This window comes from Pseudoalteromonas maris, from assembly GCF_049257235.1.
Taxonomy (GTDB): Bacteria; Pseudomonadota; Gammaproteobacteria; order Enterobacterales; family Alteromonadaceae; genus Pseudoalteromonas.
Genome location: NZ_JBMMUF010000001.1, coordinates 521,883 through 538,279, shown reverse-complemented (window position 1 = coordinate 538,279; position 16,397 = coordinate 521,883). Strand labels below are relative to the sequence as shown.

Sequence of the window (16,397 nt, the reverse complement as noted above, 5' to 3'; positions counted from 1 at the left end):
AGAAAAACCAAAGCCCGACCTTAGACCAAGGTCGGGCTTTTTTTGTCTGCCGATTAGTCCTAGATTGTATGTATAGCGAGTCGGTGTTTGCGATGCCGACGCGTGGTACGTCGCATGTATAGCAATTAGGATGTCATTTATGAGTGCGCAACATCAGGATGTTCTCGACTTTGTAGCCCAACAAGCGCCTTTCAATGCGCTGCCAGAGTCAGCGTGTGACTACTTTTGCCATCACCTTGAAGTGATTTATGTCACCCGTGAGAATCAAATTCAGTGGCTAGACTCCGTTAATCCAAAACTATTCTTGATTCGCAGTGGCGTGATAGAGCTGGTGGCACCTGACTCAGAGCCTGTGGCACGACTCACAACAGGGGATTACTTCGGTTATCCATCATTGCTCAGTGGCGAGGCAATAAAAAATCGTATTGAGGTAAAACACGACGCCTTGGTGTACATGCTCAATCAGCACGATTTTGATTATTTACGCCGTGAGTACAAAGCCTTCGAGCAATACTTTGTGCGCGCTCACTCTAATCGCTTGCTGTCGAGTAAGTTTCAACATCACAGCGATAGCTGGTCGGAGCGTAAAATTGCTGATTTGATGACGCGCCAAGCGGTCACACTCGGGCCAGACGCATCCATAGGTGAATGTGCTAAAACTATGACCGAGCATGGCGTTTCGTCGATTATGGTAGTGCAAGCCAATGAGCAAGACACAGAGCAACTTATAGGCGTGGTCACTGATCGAGATTTGCGCTCTCGCGTGCTTGCGGCGGGCATTGATGCGAACCAAAGCATTGCTGAGATTATGACCGCAGAGCCGAAATTCATTTTTGAAAACAACCGTGTGTTCTCTGCTATGCATCTGATGCTCAAGCATAATATTCATCATCTACCGGTGCTCAATGAGCATCATCAGCCAATGGGTATGGTGACATCCACCGACTTACTGCGTCAGCAAAAAAGCGACCCAGTGCAGCTGATAGGTCGCATTTACAAAGCCTCTGGCGTCAAAGATCTCAAGCGCTACGCACAAGAAGTACCTGAGCTCTTAGATGGCTTTGCTTATCACATTGATGACATTAGCCTTATTGGCAAGTTGCTCAGTGGTATTAGCGATGCGCTAACCACTCGTTTAATACAGCTCTTTATACAGCAGCACGGTGATGCACCTAGTCGATTTAGTTGGATTTGTTTTGGCTCACAAGCGCGGGAGGAGCAGACCTTACATTCTGACCAAGATAATGGTCTGTTATTACCCAATGATTTAAATGAACAACAGCTCGATTACTTCAGGCGCATGGGGGAATTTGTGTGTGAGCAACTGGATGTCTGTGGCATCGTTCGTTGCCCCGGCAACATTATGGCGAGTAATAGTGAGTGTCGCCTTAGCGTGAAAGGGTGGCTTGATAGGTTTGCTAAGTGGCTAGCTACCCCAACTCCAGAAGCGATGCTCAATTGTAAAATCTTTTTTGATTTGCGATTTATCTCGGGTTCAAGTGGGTTGTTTGCTGATTTCAGCAAAGCATTGTCGGCACTTAAACCAGACCAGTTATTTTATCGCGCACTTGCCAGCGAGCTGAACCTTAACTCGGTGCCCATTGGCTTATTTAATCAGTTAAAAACCCAAAAGGATGAGCAGCATCATCGCTATATCGATTTAAAACGTCGCGGTATCGTGATCATAAATGACATTGTGCGCCTGTATGCACTGCAAGGAAATATCCGCTACGCCAGCACATTGGAGCGCTTGGATGCCCTGACTAAGACACAATTATTATCGAAAAAAGATATTTTTGATTTAAAAGACTGCTGGCGCTATCTCACGCAATTGCGCTTACATGCGCAGCTTAGCGGTGAGTCATTACCCAGTAACTGTATTAATCCAGATTCACTGACTTCGTTGGAGCGCCATCAGCTTAAAGAAGCGTTTTATTTAGTCCGCCAAGCGCAGCAGGCGGCAAGCTTTAAATTTGCCCGAGGAAGCTTGTAGTTGTGACTTACTCGTGGTGGCAGCAACTTATATCCAAGTTCGGTTTTGACAATCATGGCTTGTCATTGCCTTGGAATGAGCATCGGTTCGTAGTGGTTGACCTCGAGCTTACGGGTCTCAACCCTAAAGAGCACGAGGTGGTGTCACTGGCATGGGTGGTGATAGAGCAGCAACGAATAAAATTACATAAAAGTGGTCATTTGCTTCATGGTGGTGTGCTAAAACTGGATCAATCACCCATTTATCATGGAATTACAGAGCAGCAATTAGCGGATGAAGGTTTATCAATGGCCGATATATTGGCGCGCTTTAGTCAGGTCTGCCAAGATTCGGTGTTGGTTTTTCACAATAGCTTACTGGATACGCGGTTTTTAAATGTCGCTTGTAAGCAACATGGCATTGAGTTACCCCGCATTATTCTTGATACTCTGAAAATTGAGCAACGCAGACTGGCCCGGCAAGGGGTTGATATTGCACAGGATTCGCTTTCGTTACAGGCGTGTAGGCAAAGGTATGAATTACCAGTTCACACATCTCATGATGCGCTCAGTGATGCTCTGGCAACGGCGGAATTCTTTATGGCGCAAGCTAATCACATGAGTAAGCAAGCGCCAGTGCCTTTGAGTGACCTTATTACGGCTGGCTGATCTGCGGCAGTTTTTGCTCCTGCCAACCATTCATATCACCCTCTAAATGGTAAACCTGAGTGAAGCCGTTTTGCAAAAGGGTATCGATAGCTTTACCTGCGCGGCGACCGCTGCGGCAATACACCACAATAGGACGGTCTTTATCAAGCTGTTCGAGGTGATCAGCCAAAACATCAAAACTGATATTCATCGCACCCTTGATATGACCTTGTTGGTATTCATCGCTGCTGCGTACATCCAGAAGCTGCATTGGTTGCGCTGCAAAACGGTCAACCATCAGTTGTTGTTGGCTAATATCTTGTGCTTTGTCTTGTGCCCAGCTCGGGGTAGTAAATGCGATGCTAGCAAGTGCGCAAAATGCGGCAATAGTAACGTTTCTCATTGTTTTTCCTTGTGTTACATACTTAGTAAGTGAATAAGTATAGGCTTTGATGAGTATACATTACTCTATACGCATAAGGTGTATTTGTCGCCCTAACCAATGCATAACGCTGTTAGTGCGTGATTCTTGTGATAGAACGTCGCGGCTAGTACTTGTTTCATGCTATCATCACCCCCATTTACCAGCTTATACAAGCTGACCTTGCGGGCCAGCTTTGTTATATTGTAACAATACTTATCTGTACAGAGTGAATAGTCGTGGCTGAAGTCAGAGCGAGAGTCCACTTAAATGTGGGCAAAAAAAGTGATATCCCTGCTGAAATAGTCTCTTTTGATGGTTTAAAAGATGGCCAAGAACACGTGGCTTTAATTTTCAATGAAGCCGACAAGCAAGGCACTCCATTAATTCGAATGCACTCTGAATGCCTCACTGGTGATGTGTTTCACTCTAGCCGTTGTGACTGTGGCGAGCAGCTCAATGAGTGCATTGAACTGATGCACGAACAGGGCGGGGTATTGTTATATTTACGCCAAGAAGGTCGTGGTATTGGTTTGTACAATAAGCTTGATGCTTACGTGCTACAGTCACAAGGCATGAACACCTACGAAGCGAACAATCAATTGGGTTTTGCCGACGACTTACGGGAATTTTCTGACGCGGTGCTGATGCTCAAAGCGTTGAGCATCTCGCAAGTTAAACTCATGACTAATAACCCAAAGAAACTTGATGCCTTGCGTGACAACGGCATAGACGTGAAAAGTGTGGTTGGTACCAGTGCGCATATCAAGGTTGGACAAACGGGCAACCAAGCCTACCTTGAAACTAAAATAAAACATGGCGCGCACATGTTAGATATCAAAAAAATAAACAAAGCATAATATCAGCAGAATAAGGGCCATTTTTTCGTATGTCGATAGAAATTAGAGTGCATAAAGCCAGTGCTGGAGCGCGTTGGTTTAAAGCTGGACTAGATATTTTTCAACTTCAGCCGTTTACTTTCATTTTTATGTATTTGTTTATTGGCGTGTTTGGATTGATTGGTGCATTAGCGCCAATGTTAAACATTCCTGTAGCGTTAGCGACACCATTTTTGATGGCTGGCTTATTCAATGCAGCATTGCGTCGCCAGCAGGGGCATAAAGTCGCTTTTGCTGACGTGATTAGTGTTTTCTCGCAAAAAGGTCGTCGCATGGGCGTGTTCCGAGTGGGGATTTATCAATTAGGCGCAGGGCTGTTGCTAAGCATGGTCGCGAACGTGCTGTTTGCAGATACAATTGCCATTATGACGCAGCCAGATATCAACCCAGAGACTGCAATGGCTGAGTTAGCGCAGAGCTTTTCTTTGTCGTCATTGGTGTTATTTCTTGTGTTATGCAGCATCTACTTGTGTGCCTTCGCTTTTGCCGTTCCGTTAGTTTACTTTGCCGGTTACCGTTCTATTTTTACGGTGCTAAAAGCGAGTCTCATGGCCTTTTATCATAATATGTGGGCGATGACAGTCTTTGGGCTCATTGGTGGTGGCTTGATATTGGTCAGTGCAATATTATCCTTTATTCCACTTCTTGTTGTGTTACCAATTTGCTACATTAGCCTGCTTGTCGCATTTGAAGCCATATTTATGCCTAATTTGCAAAGTGATAATGTGACTCAACAAGGCGACAATGCACCACAGCGTGCATCCGAGCAACACACACAATCGCAAGATGGTCGGTTTGACGCTTAATGGATGAATGCGAAAAGCAAAAACAAAAGAATTACGTACTGTGGCTGCTTGGTCGTCAAGACTACAGCAGGCGAGACCTTGAACGTAAGTTGGCGCAGCGCCAGGTTCCACAGGACTTTGCCACCGAGTTATTAGATTGGTGTGAGCAACAGCGGTTTTTGGATGATAACCGCTACTGCGTGGGCTTTGTGCACCGCGCAATAGACAAGCGTCATGGGCCGCGCAGAATCACTGCCGACGCCCAACAAAAAGGACTTGCCAAGGAGCAAGTTGAAATGGTGCTTAACGATATGGATGTCGACTGGTTTGAATTGGCCTATGAGGCCTATCACCGCAAATATAAGCCGGTGAATGAGACGTTAGATTACAAAGAAAAAGCTAAGCGTATGCGTTATTTAACGGCGCGAGGTTTTGACTTTCAACATATTGAATTTGCACTTGAAGCGAAAGACGAGTGAGAAAAGAGTAATGCAGCATTTGACGACCGCACAGCTAAGACAGCAGTTCTTAGACTTTTTTGCCAAGCATCAACACCAAGTGGTGCCTTCGGCTTCATTGGTTCCAGGTAATGATCCAACGTTGTTATTTAACAACGCGGGTATGGTGCCTTTTAAAGACGTATTCCTAGGCGCAGAAACGCGTCCTTACAATCGTGCTGCAAGTGCCCAGCGCTGTGTGCGTGCTGGTGGTAAGCACAACGACCTTGAAAACGTAGGGTATACCGCACGTCACCACACTTTCTTTGAAATGCTGGGTAACTTCAGCTTTGGTGATTACTTCAAGCAAGACGCTATCAAGTTTGCATGGGAGTTTTTAACTGAAGTCGTTAAGCTACCTCAAGAAAAGCTGCTGGTAACAATTTATCACGACGATGAAGATGCGTTTAACATCTGGCACAAAGAAGTAGGTTTGAGCGAAGACCGCATAATTCGCATCGCAACGAGCGATAACTTCTGGTCAATGGGTGATACCGGACCATGTGGACCATGTTCTGAAATCTTCTACGATCACGGTGAGCAAATCTGGGGTGGTCCTCCGGGTTCGCCAGAAGAAGATGGTGATCGCTTCATCGAGATTTGGAACCTTGTATTTATGCAATACAACCGTCATGCAGACGGCACTATGGAGCCACTTCCTAAGCAGTGTGTAGATACAGGTATGGGTCTTGAGCGTATTGCTGCTATCTTGCAAGGCGTGCATTCAAACTATGAAATCGACTTATTCCAAGCGTTGATCAGTGCCGCGGCAAAAGTGACAAACGCACAGGATTTGGAAGATAAATCATTGCGCGTCATCGCCGACCACATCCGTTCATGTGCCTTCTTGGTGTTAGATGGTGTCATGCCTTCAAATGAAGGCCGTGGTTATGTATTACGCCGTATTATTCGCCGTGCAGTGCGCCACGGTAACAAGCTAGGCGCCAAAGGCACCTTCTTCCACAAGATTGTCGCTGAGCTGGTAGCGCAAATGGGTGATGCTTACCCAGAGCTTGCGCAAAAACAAGCGATTATTGAAAAAGTATTGCGTATTGAAGAAGAGCAATTTGGTAAAACTCTTGAACGTGGCTTGGCGATTCTTGAGGAGCACTTGAGCAACCTTGAAGGTGATGTTATTCCTGGGGATGTAGTGTTCAAACTGTACGACACCTACGGTTTCCCAGCTGACTTAACAGCTGACGTGGCTCGTGAGCGTTTTATGACGATTGATGAGCAAGGCTTCCAAGAAAGTATGGACGTGCAGCGTAAGAAAGCACAACAAGCAGGTAAGTTTGGTGCTGATTACAATAACCAACTGCGCTCAGATAAGAGTACTGATTTTAAAGGTTATGACGCCGAACATCACAGCGGTACTGTGGTAGAACTGTTTGCCGGTGGCGAAAAAGTTAATGTCTTGGCAGATGGCCAAGAAGGTATCGTAGTACTTGATCGCACACCATTTTATGCAGAGTCAGGTGGTCAAGTGGGTGACACAGGTGTGCTTAAAACGAGCAATGGCGAGTTTGTGGTAACCGACACTCAGAAACTAGGTAATGCATTTGCTCACCACGGTAAAGTGGTAGGGCAAATTGGTGTTAACGACAAAGTGGATGCGCGCATTGACGCAGAACGTCGTGACCGTATTAAGAAAAATCACACAGCAACTCACTTAATTCACGAAGCATTACGCCAAGAGTTGGGCGAGCACGTGAACCAGAAAGGCTCATTGGTACAGCCAGACCGTTTGCGTTTCGACTTCTCGCACTTTGAAGGTGTGACGTCAGAGCAATTGCAACGTATTGAAAAGAAAGTGAATGACGAAATTCGTCGTAACTTTGCGCTGCAAACAGAATTAATGGCCATTGATGATGCTAAAGCCAAAGGTGCTATGGCACTGTTTGGTGAAAAGTACGACGACGAAGTGCGTGTTGTAAGCATTGGTGATTATTCAATTGAATTGTGTGGTGGTACGCACGTAACACGCACAGGTGACATCGGCTTATTCAAGATTGTTTCAGAAGCAGGTATTGCCGCAGGTGTTCGTCGTATTGAAGCTGTAACAGGTGCCGATGCACTTAATCATGTAGCAAGCCAAGAAGATACGTTGAGCCAAATTGCCGCACTTTTGAAAGCGGATAGCGCGAGCGTACTTGATAAAGTACAAGGTCTAATCGAGCGCTCAAAAGGGCTTGAGAAACAAGTGACGCAACTTAACGACAAGCTAGCGAGTGCAGCAGGTGCGTCATTACTTGATAGCGCCAAAGACATCAACGGCGTGAAGGTTCTGATAGCGAATGTTGCAGGTACCGAGAGCAAAGCGCTGCGCGGTATGGTTGATGACCTTAAGAACAAGCTCGGTTCGGGGATTATTGCCCTGGGTGTTGCTAACGGCGACAAAGTGAGTTTGATTGCGGGTGTCACTAAAGACCTCATTGGCCAGTACAAAGCGGGTGAGTTAGTGAACCATATGGCGTCTCAAGTAGGCGGTAAAGGTGGTGGTCGCCCTGATATGGCACAAGCAGGTGGTTCACAGCCTGAGCACCTAGACGCAGCCCTTGCCAGCGTTGAAGCTTGGGTTAGCGAGCGTGGCTGAGCTTTGGGCATTATCAGTAATGCCTACCTTTAGGGGTCATATGTAAACTGTGGCCCTGTTTGTTCAAAAATTCGGTGGCACCTCGGTTGGCTCTATTGAGCGTATCGAGGCTGTTGCCGATATCATTATCCGCCAGCGTCAACAGGGCCATCACGTGGTTGCTGTTGTATCGGCAATGTCGGGCGAAACCAATCGTTTGTTAGCACTTGCTAACGAAGTGGACTCGCAACCGAGCACTCGAGAGCTCGATGTACTGGTCAGTACAGGTGAGCAAGTTTCTGCCTCTTTATTAGCTATGGTGCTTATTCGTCGTGGTTACCCTGCGGTCAGCCTGATGGGTGATCAGTTAGGTGTAAACACCGATAATATTTACACCAAAGCACGCATTAACCATATTGACGATAAACGTATTCGCCAAGAACTCCAACACGGCCGTATTGTTATTGCTGCGGGATTTCAGGGGCGCGACAGTGAAGGTAATATCACGACGTTAGGTCGCGGTGGTAGCGATACATCTGCTGTTGCTATTGCTGGTGCGCTCAATGCCGATGAATGCCAAATCTTTACCGATGTGGATGGCGTATACAGTACCGATCCTCGCACAGAGCCAAACGCTCAGCGCATTTCGCACATTGGTGTTAAGGCGATGCTTGAAATGGCAAGCATGGGTGCAAAAGTGCTGCACATACGAGCAGTTGAAGCTGCGGCTCATTACAAAGTGCCACTGCGGGTACTATCAAGTTTTAACCCCGATGAAGGGACTTTGGTGTTAACCGATGAGGATGACGCAATGAAATCAGATAATGTATCGGGCATTGCCTTTAAGCGTGAACAAGCACTGATCTCTATCAATGGCTGTGATGCGAAGGTACAAACACTCGCTGATATTCTTGATATTCTTGCCAGTAAAGCAATAGAAGTAGATGTTATTAATCAAGTTTTCCAAAACTCTGGAAAAGTAGACTATGCTTTAAGTGTACCCAGTCTAGAGCTGCAACAAGCGCTTAATGCGCTTAGCAATTACAGCGAGTTAGCGCATGCAAATATAAGCTCGCGAGATGATTTGGCTATGCTATCTTTGGTTGGCTCGGGTATTAAAACGCATACATCTATAGTGAGTCAGTTCTTTAGAGTATTTGCTGATGAAAACATAGATGTGTTTGTTGCAAGCTCAGGTGAAATTAAGCTTTCTGTGCTCATAGAGCGCCAATTTCTTGAGCTGGCAGTAAGAGCACTACATGCATCTTTTATCATGGCAGATGAATAAATAAGCGAACTTTTACTTACTTTTAGAGCTGTTATTCTTTAAAATGCCATGGACGGAATTTTTGACTAATTTGGAATTATGGGAGCAAGAGAATGCTAATTCTTACTCGTCGAGTTGGTGAAACCCTAATGATTGGTGACGAAGTCACTGTAACAGTATTAGGTGTTAAGGGTAACCAAGTACGCATTGGTGTGAATGCACCAAAAGATGTATCAGTGCACCGCGAAGAGATTTATATGCGAATTCAAGCTGAAAAGTCAGGGTCAAACCCAGGCAATGCTTAATTGAGATATATAAGAAGAAGCCACTTTTAAAGTGGCTTTTGTTTTTTGTGGGTATTGATAAACGCGATAACCTCGTCATTGAGAATCGAATTACTGAGGTAGTGCCTGTGGCCTTTATTGTTAACCACGATGATGCCCTTATCTGTGGCTATCAGGTCATGAATATCCGACCAACTTTGTAGTTTTTTCTTACCGTTAAAAATAGTGCTGATCCCTTGCTCATCAACGTTTAATTGCACCTCATTACCTGCCGCACGAGAAAGCCTTTGGCGCGCAACCCACCACGCCTTTTGGTAGGTAAAGGCCACGACTTCCAATACCGCAAGTGCCACCAAAAAATAGCCCACGTAATGCTGTTGCAATTGATAGATACTAAAAAGAGCAAGAACGGCGAGAAAAACAACAAGACCATACTTAGGCTTGCGACGGTCACTAAAAGGCAATGATTGCTCATAGCTTTCAATAAAGTATTCTTTATTTAATATATACGATGTATTGTATTTCATGGTTACCTTTTACACCCCAAGAAACATAAAGGGATTATTATGCGTTTCTTATTCGTACTTACCGTGTTGCTAGCGTCTCATGCTAGCGCTGCACCGCACCAGTTTTTAGTATTTGGTGATATGCCATACTCCGCAGTAGATGAAGCACTCATGCGCGCTCCTGATGGACAATTATACCAAGCTGTGCGCCAAACCCCACATCTATTTGTGGCCCACGTGGGCGATATCAAAGCCGGTGGCGTACCCTGCACTGATGAGGTGCTACAACATAACTTTAATTTAATCAGCGCAATCTCAACACAGCCATTGGTCTACACCCCCGGTGATAATGAGTGGACCGACTGCGACCGCGACAATTTGCACCCTAAGTTTGATGAACTAGAACGTCTTGCTTACGTGCGTGACAATTTCACAAAACACGCTGTAACACTGCCGCAGTTTGTGCGTCAAAGTGAGCAAACAGAAAATCAGGCGTGGCGCATAGATGATGTGCAATACATTACTTTGCATGTGGTTGGCACTAACAATGCCCGTGCGCAGGTGTATATGTCGCAGCCTGATACTGCACTTGAACAGGTGCAACTACGCGACGCTAAAAACCTGCAATGGCTTGCGCAGCACACCAAGAAAAAAGCCAAAGCGACAGTGATTTTTATGCAGGCGGATTTATATCAAAAAGCCAACTATGGCTTGCCATGCACGAGTACCACGCAGCGTAATTGTGATGGTTTAAGTCTGTACAAAAATGCCTTAGATAAATTGGCCAGTACTCATGACACCCCAGTTTTACTGGTACATGGCGATACTGCTGAATTTTGCTTTTCTCAGCGTAGCTCGGGTTTATGGCATATGAATAGCCCAGGAGATTATCGTGTTTCGGATATTGCCAAAGTGGTAATAGATACCAAAGCCAGTAAGGTGTTTAGTGTGGCGACCTTGCTAAGTAAAGGCCTCATTAGAGCGTGTCCAAGCGATAGTTAGTGCATCCTTTTGCTTGGATACTTTGTATAGCGCCATTGGGGGATTTTTTCTGCGTTATCACCTCGCTGACATAAAATCACACTGCGCAGCAGGCTCTGCCTTGTGAGAATTCCCTCAATGCTTGGCGCAATAAAGCAGCAAAGATCAACGCGCCTCATTCCCAGTCTTTAAATATTAAACCTTTGTTAACATTGGCTACTTTGCAAGTAGGGTTGATTTTGGTAATACCAATTCTCACTAGCTATGAAAAATATTTCCTGATAAATCATGATTGATTAATTTTCATATAACCAAGTGTTATACCCAATATTTACTTCATATATCTGACCTCTCTGTACCGCTATTCGTGCTTTGAAGCCTGATTGCGCTCATTTTTCTAGTGCACAATACGCGGTTTTAATATTGGTAATACCAATTTACAAAGTGTGGACTTTTTTGTTTTATTTGATATGGTGATTAACTGTTGTTTAATTAAAGTTAACAAAATAGCACTGGGGTGAGGATGAACATTGCAGAACTAATGCTCGAAGCAGCTGGGTTAATGGCAACGGGAATGCTAGTGGTTTTTGTGTTTTTGATGATTTTAATCGGCGTGTTGAAGCTCATGTCACACTTTCTAGCAGAGACTGATGCACCGATTAGCCCAGCGCCGAGTCGCGCGTCAACAGGTGTGCCAAAAGCACATATTGCAGCCATCGCTGCAGCAGTTCACCAGTACAAAAAGCAATAGAATAGGGGCACACAATGTCTAAATTGAAACTTACTGAGCTTGTATTACGAGACGCACACCAATCATTGTTGGCAACGCGCATGCGCATTGAAGACATGCTTCCTATCGCTGAAAAACTGGATAAGGTTGGCTACTGGTCAATGGAGTCTTGGGGTGGGGCCACATTTGATTCGTGTATTCGTTATCTCGGTGAAGACCCATGGGAGCGCATTCGCCTGCTCAAGCAAGCAATGCCCAATACCAAGCAGCAAATGCTGCTACGCGGCCAGAATTTGTTGGGCTATCGCCATTACAGTGACGATGTCGTAACTAAGTTTGTGGAACGCGCACATACCAACGGTGTAGACGTATTTCGTATTTTCGACGCCATGAATGACGTGCGTAACCTCGAAACAGCAATCAAGGCAGCGGTTAATGTGGGGGCGCATGCTCAGGGCACCATTTCTTACACTGTATCACCGGTGCATAACCTAGATATGTGGTTAACGCAGGCTAAGCAATTAGAAGATATGGGGTGCCATTCAATTTGTATCAAAGATATGGCTGGTTTGCTAAAGCCATACGATGCTCACGAGCTGATCACCGGCCTTAAAGAAACGGTGTCTGTGCCCATTGCCATGCAATGTCATGCAACCACAGGTTTGAGTACCGCAACGTATCAAAAGGCCATCGATGCAGGCATTGATATGCTTGATACAGCTATCTCAAGTATGAGCCAAACTTACGGTCACAGTGCCACTGAAACTATGGTTGCGATTGTTGAAGACACGCCAAGAGATACCGGCTTAGATCAAGCGTTACTAGAAGAAATCGCTGCTTATTTCCGTGACGTGCGCAAGAAATACGCGCAATTTGAAGGCAGTCTTAAAGGCGTTGATGGCCGAATTCTCCTAGCGCAAGTACCAGGCGGCATGCTTACCAACATGGAAAACCAGCTCAAAGAGCAAGGTGCAGCGGATCGCCTAGACGAAGTGCTTAAAGAAATTCCAAGCGTACGCAAAGACTTAGGTTATTTACCATTAGTTACGCCAACGTCACAAATTGTTGGAACGCAAGCTGTGCTCAACGTACTTACCGGTGAGCGATATAAGTCAATTACCAAGGAAACCGCAGGTGTACTCAAAGGTGAGTACGGTGCCACGCCGGCGCCTGTTGATAGTGCATTACAACAACGTGTACTTGATGGCGGCGAAGCAATTACCTGCCGTCCCGCTGATGTGTTAGACCCTGAGTTAGACAAGCTTACTGCAGAGCTAAAAGAGCATGCCAAAACCAGTCAATTAACTTTGGCAGACAACGAGATTGACGATGTTCTGACTTACGCCTTATTTCCACAAATTGGTCTTAAGTTCTTAGCTAATCGTGGCAATCCAAATGCGTTTGAGCCCGCACCAAGCGCTGAGTTAGCGCCAGCAGCAACGCCAAGTGCACAACCTACAACTGCAAAAACAGCACCTGAGCGTTACAGCATCAGTGTTGATGGCAAAGCGTATGATGTGGTTGTGGCACCAGGTGGCGAGCTAGAGAGTGTGCGAGCTGTGCAAGGTCAAGGTGAGCACCCACCACAAGCGACGTCTGTGAGTGGTGGCGAGACCCTTAATGCCCCACTAACAGGTAATGTGTTTAAGGTCGTTGTTAAACCTGGTCAGCAAGTTAACGAAGGCGATGTAGTCATCATCATGGAAGCGATGAAGATGGAAACAGAAGTGCGCGCTTTACACGGTGGTGAAGTGGCAGAAGTACTAGTGCGTGAAGGTGATTCAGTCAGCGCTGGTGATGCATTAATTTCACTGGCGTAGGGGGTTAAATGGAAGGTGTTTTGAACCTTTGGCATGCCACAGGTATAGCCAACTTCACGGTTGCTGAGTTAGTCATGATAGCGGTAGGCTGTTTGCTTTTATATCTAGCGATCGCGCGTAACTTCGAACCGTTATTGCTTGTGCCAATTGGTTTTGGTGCGATTTTAACGAATATTCCCGTAGCGGGTATGGCTGACCCAGGCGGTTTGCTTTACTACGTGTATTACATCGGCATTGACTCTGGGGTGTTTCCTTTACTGATCTTCATGGGGGTAGGTGCACTAACGGACTTTAGTGCGTTAATCGCAAACCCACGCATGTTATTGCTAGGTGCGGCGGCGCAATTTGGGATTTTTGCTACCTTATTTGGAGCCATTGCCCTTAACTATGTGCCGGGTTTTGAGTTCACCATGAAAGATGCCTCTGCGATTGCCATTATTGGTGGGGCAGATGGCCCAACGGCTATTTTTCTTGCATCAAAATTAGCGCCTGACCTACTTGGTGCGATTGCTGTAGCAGCGTATTCCTACATGGCGTTGGTGCCAATTATCCAACCGCCTATCATGCGTGCTTTCACTACAGAGGCAGAGCGTAAAATAGAAATGCCGCAACTTCGCCATGTGTCGAAAAAAGAAAAGATTCTGTTCCCGCTGGTGGTGTTGGCGCTCACTGCGATGTTCCTGCCGGCAGCAGCGCCTTTGGTAGGGATGTTCTGCTTGGGTAACTTAATGCGTGAAAGTGGGGTGGTAGATAGGCTCAGTGGCACCGCACAAAACGAGCTTATTAACATCACAACTATTTTCTTGGGCCTTGCCGTAGGCTCTAAGTTAGCAGCAGATAAGTTTTTAACTGTTGAAACACTGGGTATTTTAGCACTAGGGGCGTTGGCATTTTCTATTGGTACGGCGTCTGGCGTATTTATGGCAAAACTGCTCAATCGCTTCTCTAAATCACCTATCAACCCGTTAGTGGGGGCTGCCGGGGTCTCGGCAGTACCTATGGCGGCTCGGGTGGTGAACAAGGTCGGTCTAGAGAATAACCCACATAACTTCTTATTGATGCATGCCATGGGCCCGAATGTAGCGGGTGTACTTGGTAGTGCTGTAGCAGCAGGTATCTTGCTTGCGCTAGTTGGCTAATAGGCTCTTCCTAGCCTTTGGCGCACCTAGGTGAACTCTCTAGGTGCGTCTTTTTTATGCCCGTAGCATTGCGTTAATCTGATGCGTTTGTCACCATGGTAACAATAGCTAGCGCTCAATAACGCGGTCTTACATGGACGGGGACAATCCTATGAATGCAATCTTTATTATTCTTGCTCTTTTTATCTCACTGGTGATACTCATCCCCTTGCTAGAGAAGTATCAACATCGCCTTGGACTGGATAAGATGAATAAATACGCAAAGTATATTCTGCCCTTAGTCGGTATTAGTTTAGTGATTAAATTGGTGTATGTATTGATGAACCAACCTTAGAGCTGAGTATCCGGCAATAAAAAAGCACCGCAGAGACGGTGCTTTTTTACATATAGATAATACCTAAACCAATTAGTATTAATTGTTCATTGCAAGTTGCAATTCGCGCTCGCGTACTAACTGTGCCAACAGTAAATCAGCTTTAGGTTGAAACTTCGCCAGTTCAGATTTAGGTAATGGCTCGGTTTTTGGTAGCTTAACTGTGCGTGGGTTACGGTGCACACCGTTAACAAGGAATTCATAGTGTAAGTGAGCGCCGGTTACACGACCCGTTGCGCCAACAGTACCAATGAGCTGGCCTTGCTTCACTTTCTCACCCGTTTTCACTTTGCGTTTATTTAAGTGCAGGTACTTAGTGACATAGGTGTTGCCGTGTTGGATAAATACATAGTTACCGTTGTATTTGTTGTAACCAGCCTTGACCACTCGACCGTTACCAGCTGCAACTACAGGTGTGCCTGTACGTGCTGCGTAGTCGATACCTCGGTGTGGTTTCACAGTTTTGGTAACAGGGTGCAAGCGACGAGGGTTAAAGCTCGAGCTGATGTACTTGAAGTTTACAGGAGCACGCAAGAAGGCTTTTTTCATGCTGCGGCCTTCAGGGGTGTAAAAGTTACCATCGGTATGCAGCACCGCTGCATATCGCTCACCTTGGTTGATAAATTCAGCAGCTAAAATTTTACCAGTGCCGATGTATTCACCGTCAACATGGTGCGTTTCATAAAGTAAGCTAAACTGATCGCCTTTGCGCAGATCATTGGCGAAATCCACGTCCCAGCCAAAAATGGTCGCGAAGTTCATGATTTGCTTTTCACTTAACCCGGCAGTGATACCTGCTGTCCAAAAACTTCCGTCAATTGAACCCGATGCTGATTTCGTCAGTGTCTCGATTTCTTTTGAATCAATTGATGTGTCGTAGTCGCCATCATCATTGAGGGTCACAAATAGGGTGTCGGTTTTGCTCAATACATATTTCAGCTGTTGCAAGTCGCCTTGCTCATTTTTTGCAAAACTAAGGATTTCACCTGGATGGATTTTAGTGAGTTTTTTCGTCTCTTCGTTGGTATTGACCAGCTTGTAGAGTGTTTGGGCTGAAAAACCTGCACGTTTAAAGATAACGGCTAAGCTATCGCCGTTACGAACTTCATAATCTGTGTGGTCGTAGGTAGGTAGAGCAAGGGCTTGCTCAGGAGAATTTAGCTCAGTGAGCGTGTCTTTTTCATCAAGCTTAATTTGTAATTCGTAGCGTTTACCAACTTCCAGAGGTTTGACATCGTTATCACGCGAAGCCGTAGCTCTCTCAGTGGGAACAAGCATTAAAGTGACAATAGCGATAAGCAAACCCACAATGAGTAGTTTGTGTTTTTTGGGGAGTTTGTGTACCACGCTAACCATAACCTACCTTTTTTGCTGATAAGGAAAACCAAATCTAACCAAAGGCTGAGCATATACCTAATAATGGTCAAATACCAGTGTTTTGTGCATTTAAACCTGCGCCAAAGTGCGCTAGAATCGCGCGGTTAGCACATTTTTTATCGGAGAA

The 16,397-nt window shown here is 45.7% G+C and carries 16 protein-coding genes; 13 read left to right on the top strand and 3 right to left on the bottom strand.

Going from position 1 to position 16,397, the window contains the following annotated elements; genetic code table 11:
* The first annotated feature begins 139 nt into the window (after nt 1-139).
* Nucleotides 140-1,993 carry a DUF294 nucleotidyltransferase-like domain-containing protein gene (locus AAEU32_RS02670; RefSeq protein WP_421968976.1) on the top strand — a complete coding sequence of 618 codons (1,854 nt, stop codon included), beginning with the start codon at nt 140-142 and terminating at the stop codon, nt 1,991-1,993.
* A gap of 2 nt (nt 1,994-1,995) precedes the next feature.
* A complete protein-coding gene (locus tag AAEU32_RS02665) occupies nt 1,996-2,640 on the top strand; it encodes a 3'-5' exonuclease (protein WP_421968975.1) in 645 nt (214 codons plus the stop codon).
* On the opposite strand, the gene AAEU32_RS02660 is transcribed toward AAEU32_RS02665, so the two are convergent.
* A complete protein-coding gene (locus AAEU32_RS02660; protein WP_421968974.1) occupies nt 2,627-3,022 on the bottom strand; it encodes a rhodanese-like domain-containing protein in 396 nt (131 codons plus the stop codon). The two genes, AAEU32_RS02665 and AAEU32_RS02660, sit on opposite strands and share 14 nt — an antisense overlap.
* 257 nt (nt 3,023-3,279) lie before the next feature.
* On the opposite strand from AAEU32_RS02660, the gene AAEU32_RS02655 reads away from it, so the two are divergent.
* From AAEU32_RS02655 to csrA, 6 genes are all read left to right on the top strand, one after another.
* On the top strand, nt 3,280-3,900 hold the full coding sequence (locus AAEU32_RS02655) for a GTP cyclohydrolase II (protein WP_421968973.1): 621 nt from the start codon (nt 3,280-3,282) through the stop codon (nt 3,898-3,900).
* Nucleotides 3,901-3,929: 29 nt separating this feature from the next.
* Nucleotides 3,930-4,745, top strand: coding sequence for a BPSS1780 family membrane protein (locus tag AAEU32_RS02650; RefSeq protein ID WP_421968972.1), 816 nt, complete (start codon nt 3,930-3,932; stop codon nt 4,743-4,745).
* Nucleotides 4,745-5,203, top strand: coding sequence for a regulatory protein RecX (locus tag AAEU32_RS02645; RefSeq protein WP_421968971.1), 459 nt, complete (start codon nt 4,745-4,747; stop codon nt 5,201-5,203). The genes AAEU32_RS02650 and AAEU32_RS02645 overlap by 1 nt, the downstream gene beginning before the upstream one ends.
* Nucleotides 5,204-5,213: 10 nt before the next feature.
* The gene (gene alaS, locus AAEU32_RS02640; RefSeq protein WP_421968970.1) at nt 5,214-7,814 is read left to right on the top strand and encodes an alanine--tRNA ligase; all 2,601 of its coding nucleotides are present in this window, start codon (nt 5,214-5,216) and stop codon (nt 7,812-7,814) included.
* 49 nt (nt 7,815-7,863) lie between these two features.
* A complete protein-coding gene (locus AAEU32_RS02635) occupies nt 7,864-9,081 on the top strand; it encodes an aspartate kinase (protein ID WP_421968969.1) in 1,218 nt (405 codons plus the stop codon).
* A 92-nt stretch (nt 9,082-9,173) separates the two neighbouring features.
* The gene (gene csrA, locus AAEU32_RS02630; RefSeq protein WP_347391751.1) at nt 9,174-9,365 is read left to right on the top strand and encodes a carbon storage regulator CsrA; all 192 of its coding nucleotides are present in this window, start codon (nt 9,174-9,176) and stop codon (nt 9,363-9,365) included.
* 26 nt (nt 9,366-9,391) lie between these two features.
* Here the strand turns inward: csrA and AAEU32_RS02625 are convergent, their stop codons facing one another.
* Nucleotides 9,392-9,871 (bottom strand): YcxB family protein, encoded by a 480-nt coding sequence (locus AAEU32_RS02625; protein ID WP_421968968.1) that lies wholly within the window; start codon nt 9,869-9,871, stop codon nt 9,392-9,394.
* 39 nt (nt 9,872-9,910) lie between these two features.
* Between AAEU32_RS02625 and AAEU32_RS02620 the strand changes: the two genes are divergently transcribed.
* From AAEU32_RS02620 to AAEU32_RS02600, 5 genes are all read left to right on the top strand, one after another.
* Complete coding sequence (locus tag AAEU32_RS02620; protein WP_421968967.1) at nt 9,911-10,852, top strand: hypothetical protein; 942 nt, start codon at nt 9,911-9,913, stop codon at nt 10,850-10,852.
* 502 nt (nt 10,853-11,354) lie between these two features.
* A complete protein-coding gene (locus tag AAEU32_RS02615; RefSeq protein ID WP_421968966.1) occupies nt 11,355-11,582 on the top strand; it encodes an OadG family protein in 228 nt (75 codons plus the stop codon).
* Nucleotides 11,583-11,596: 14 nt separating this feature from the next.
* Entirely contained in the window at nt 11,597-13,381 is a 1,785-nt protein-coding gene (oadA, locus tag AAEU32_RS02610; RefSeq protein WP_421968965.1) for a sodium-extruding oxaloacetate decarboxylase subunit alpha, read from the top strand.
* A gap of 8 nt (nt 13,382-13,389) precedes the next feature.
* A complete protein-coding gene (locus tag AAEU32_RS02605; protein WP_421968964.1) occupies nt 13,390-14,520 on the top strand; it encodes a sodium ion-translocating decarboxylase subunit beta in 1,131 nt (376 codons plus the stop codon).
* A gap of 151 nt (nt 14,521-14,671) precedes the next feature.
* Nucleotides 14,672-14,854, top strand: a complete 183-nt coding sequence (locus AAEU32_RS02600; protein ID WP_421968963.1) for a hypothetical protein — start codon at nt 14,672-14,674, stop codon at nt 14,852-14,854.
* Between the two features lie 78 nt (nt 14,855-14,932).
* On the opposite strand, the gene AAEU32_RS02595 is transcribed toward AAEU32_RS02600, so the two are convergent.
* Nucleotides 14,933-16,249: a peptidoglycan DD-metalloendopeptidase family protein gene (locus AAEU32_RS02595; RefSeq protein WP_421968962.1), complete on the bottom strand. Its 1,317-nt coding sequence runs from the start codon at nt 16,247-16,249 to the stop codon at nt 14,933-14,935.
* Nucleotides 16,250-16,397 lie beyond the last annotated feature (148 nt).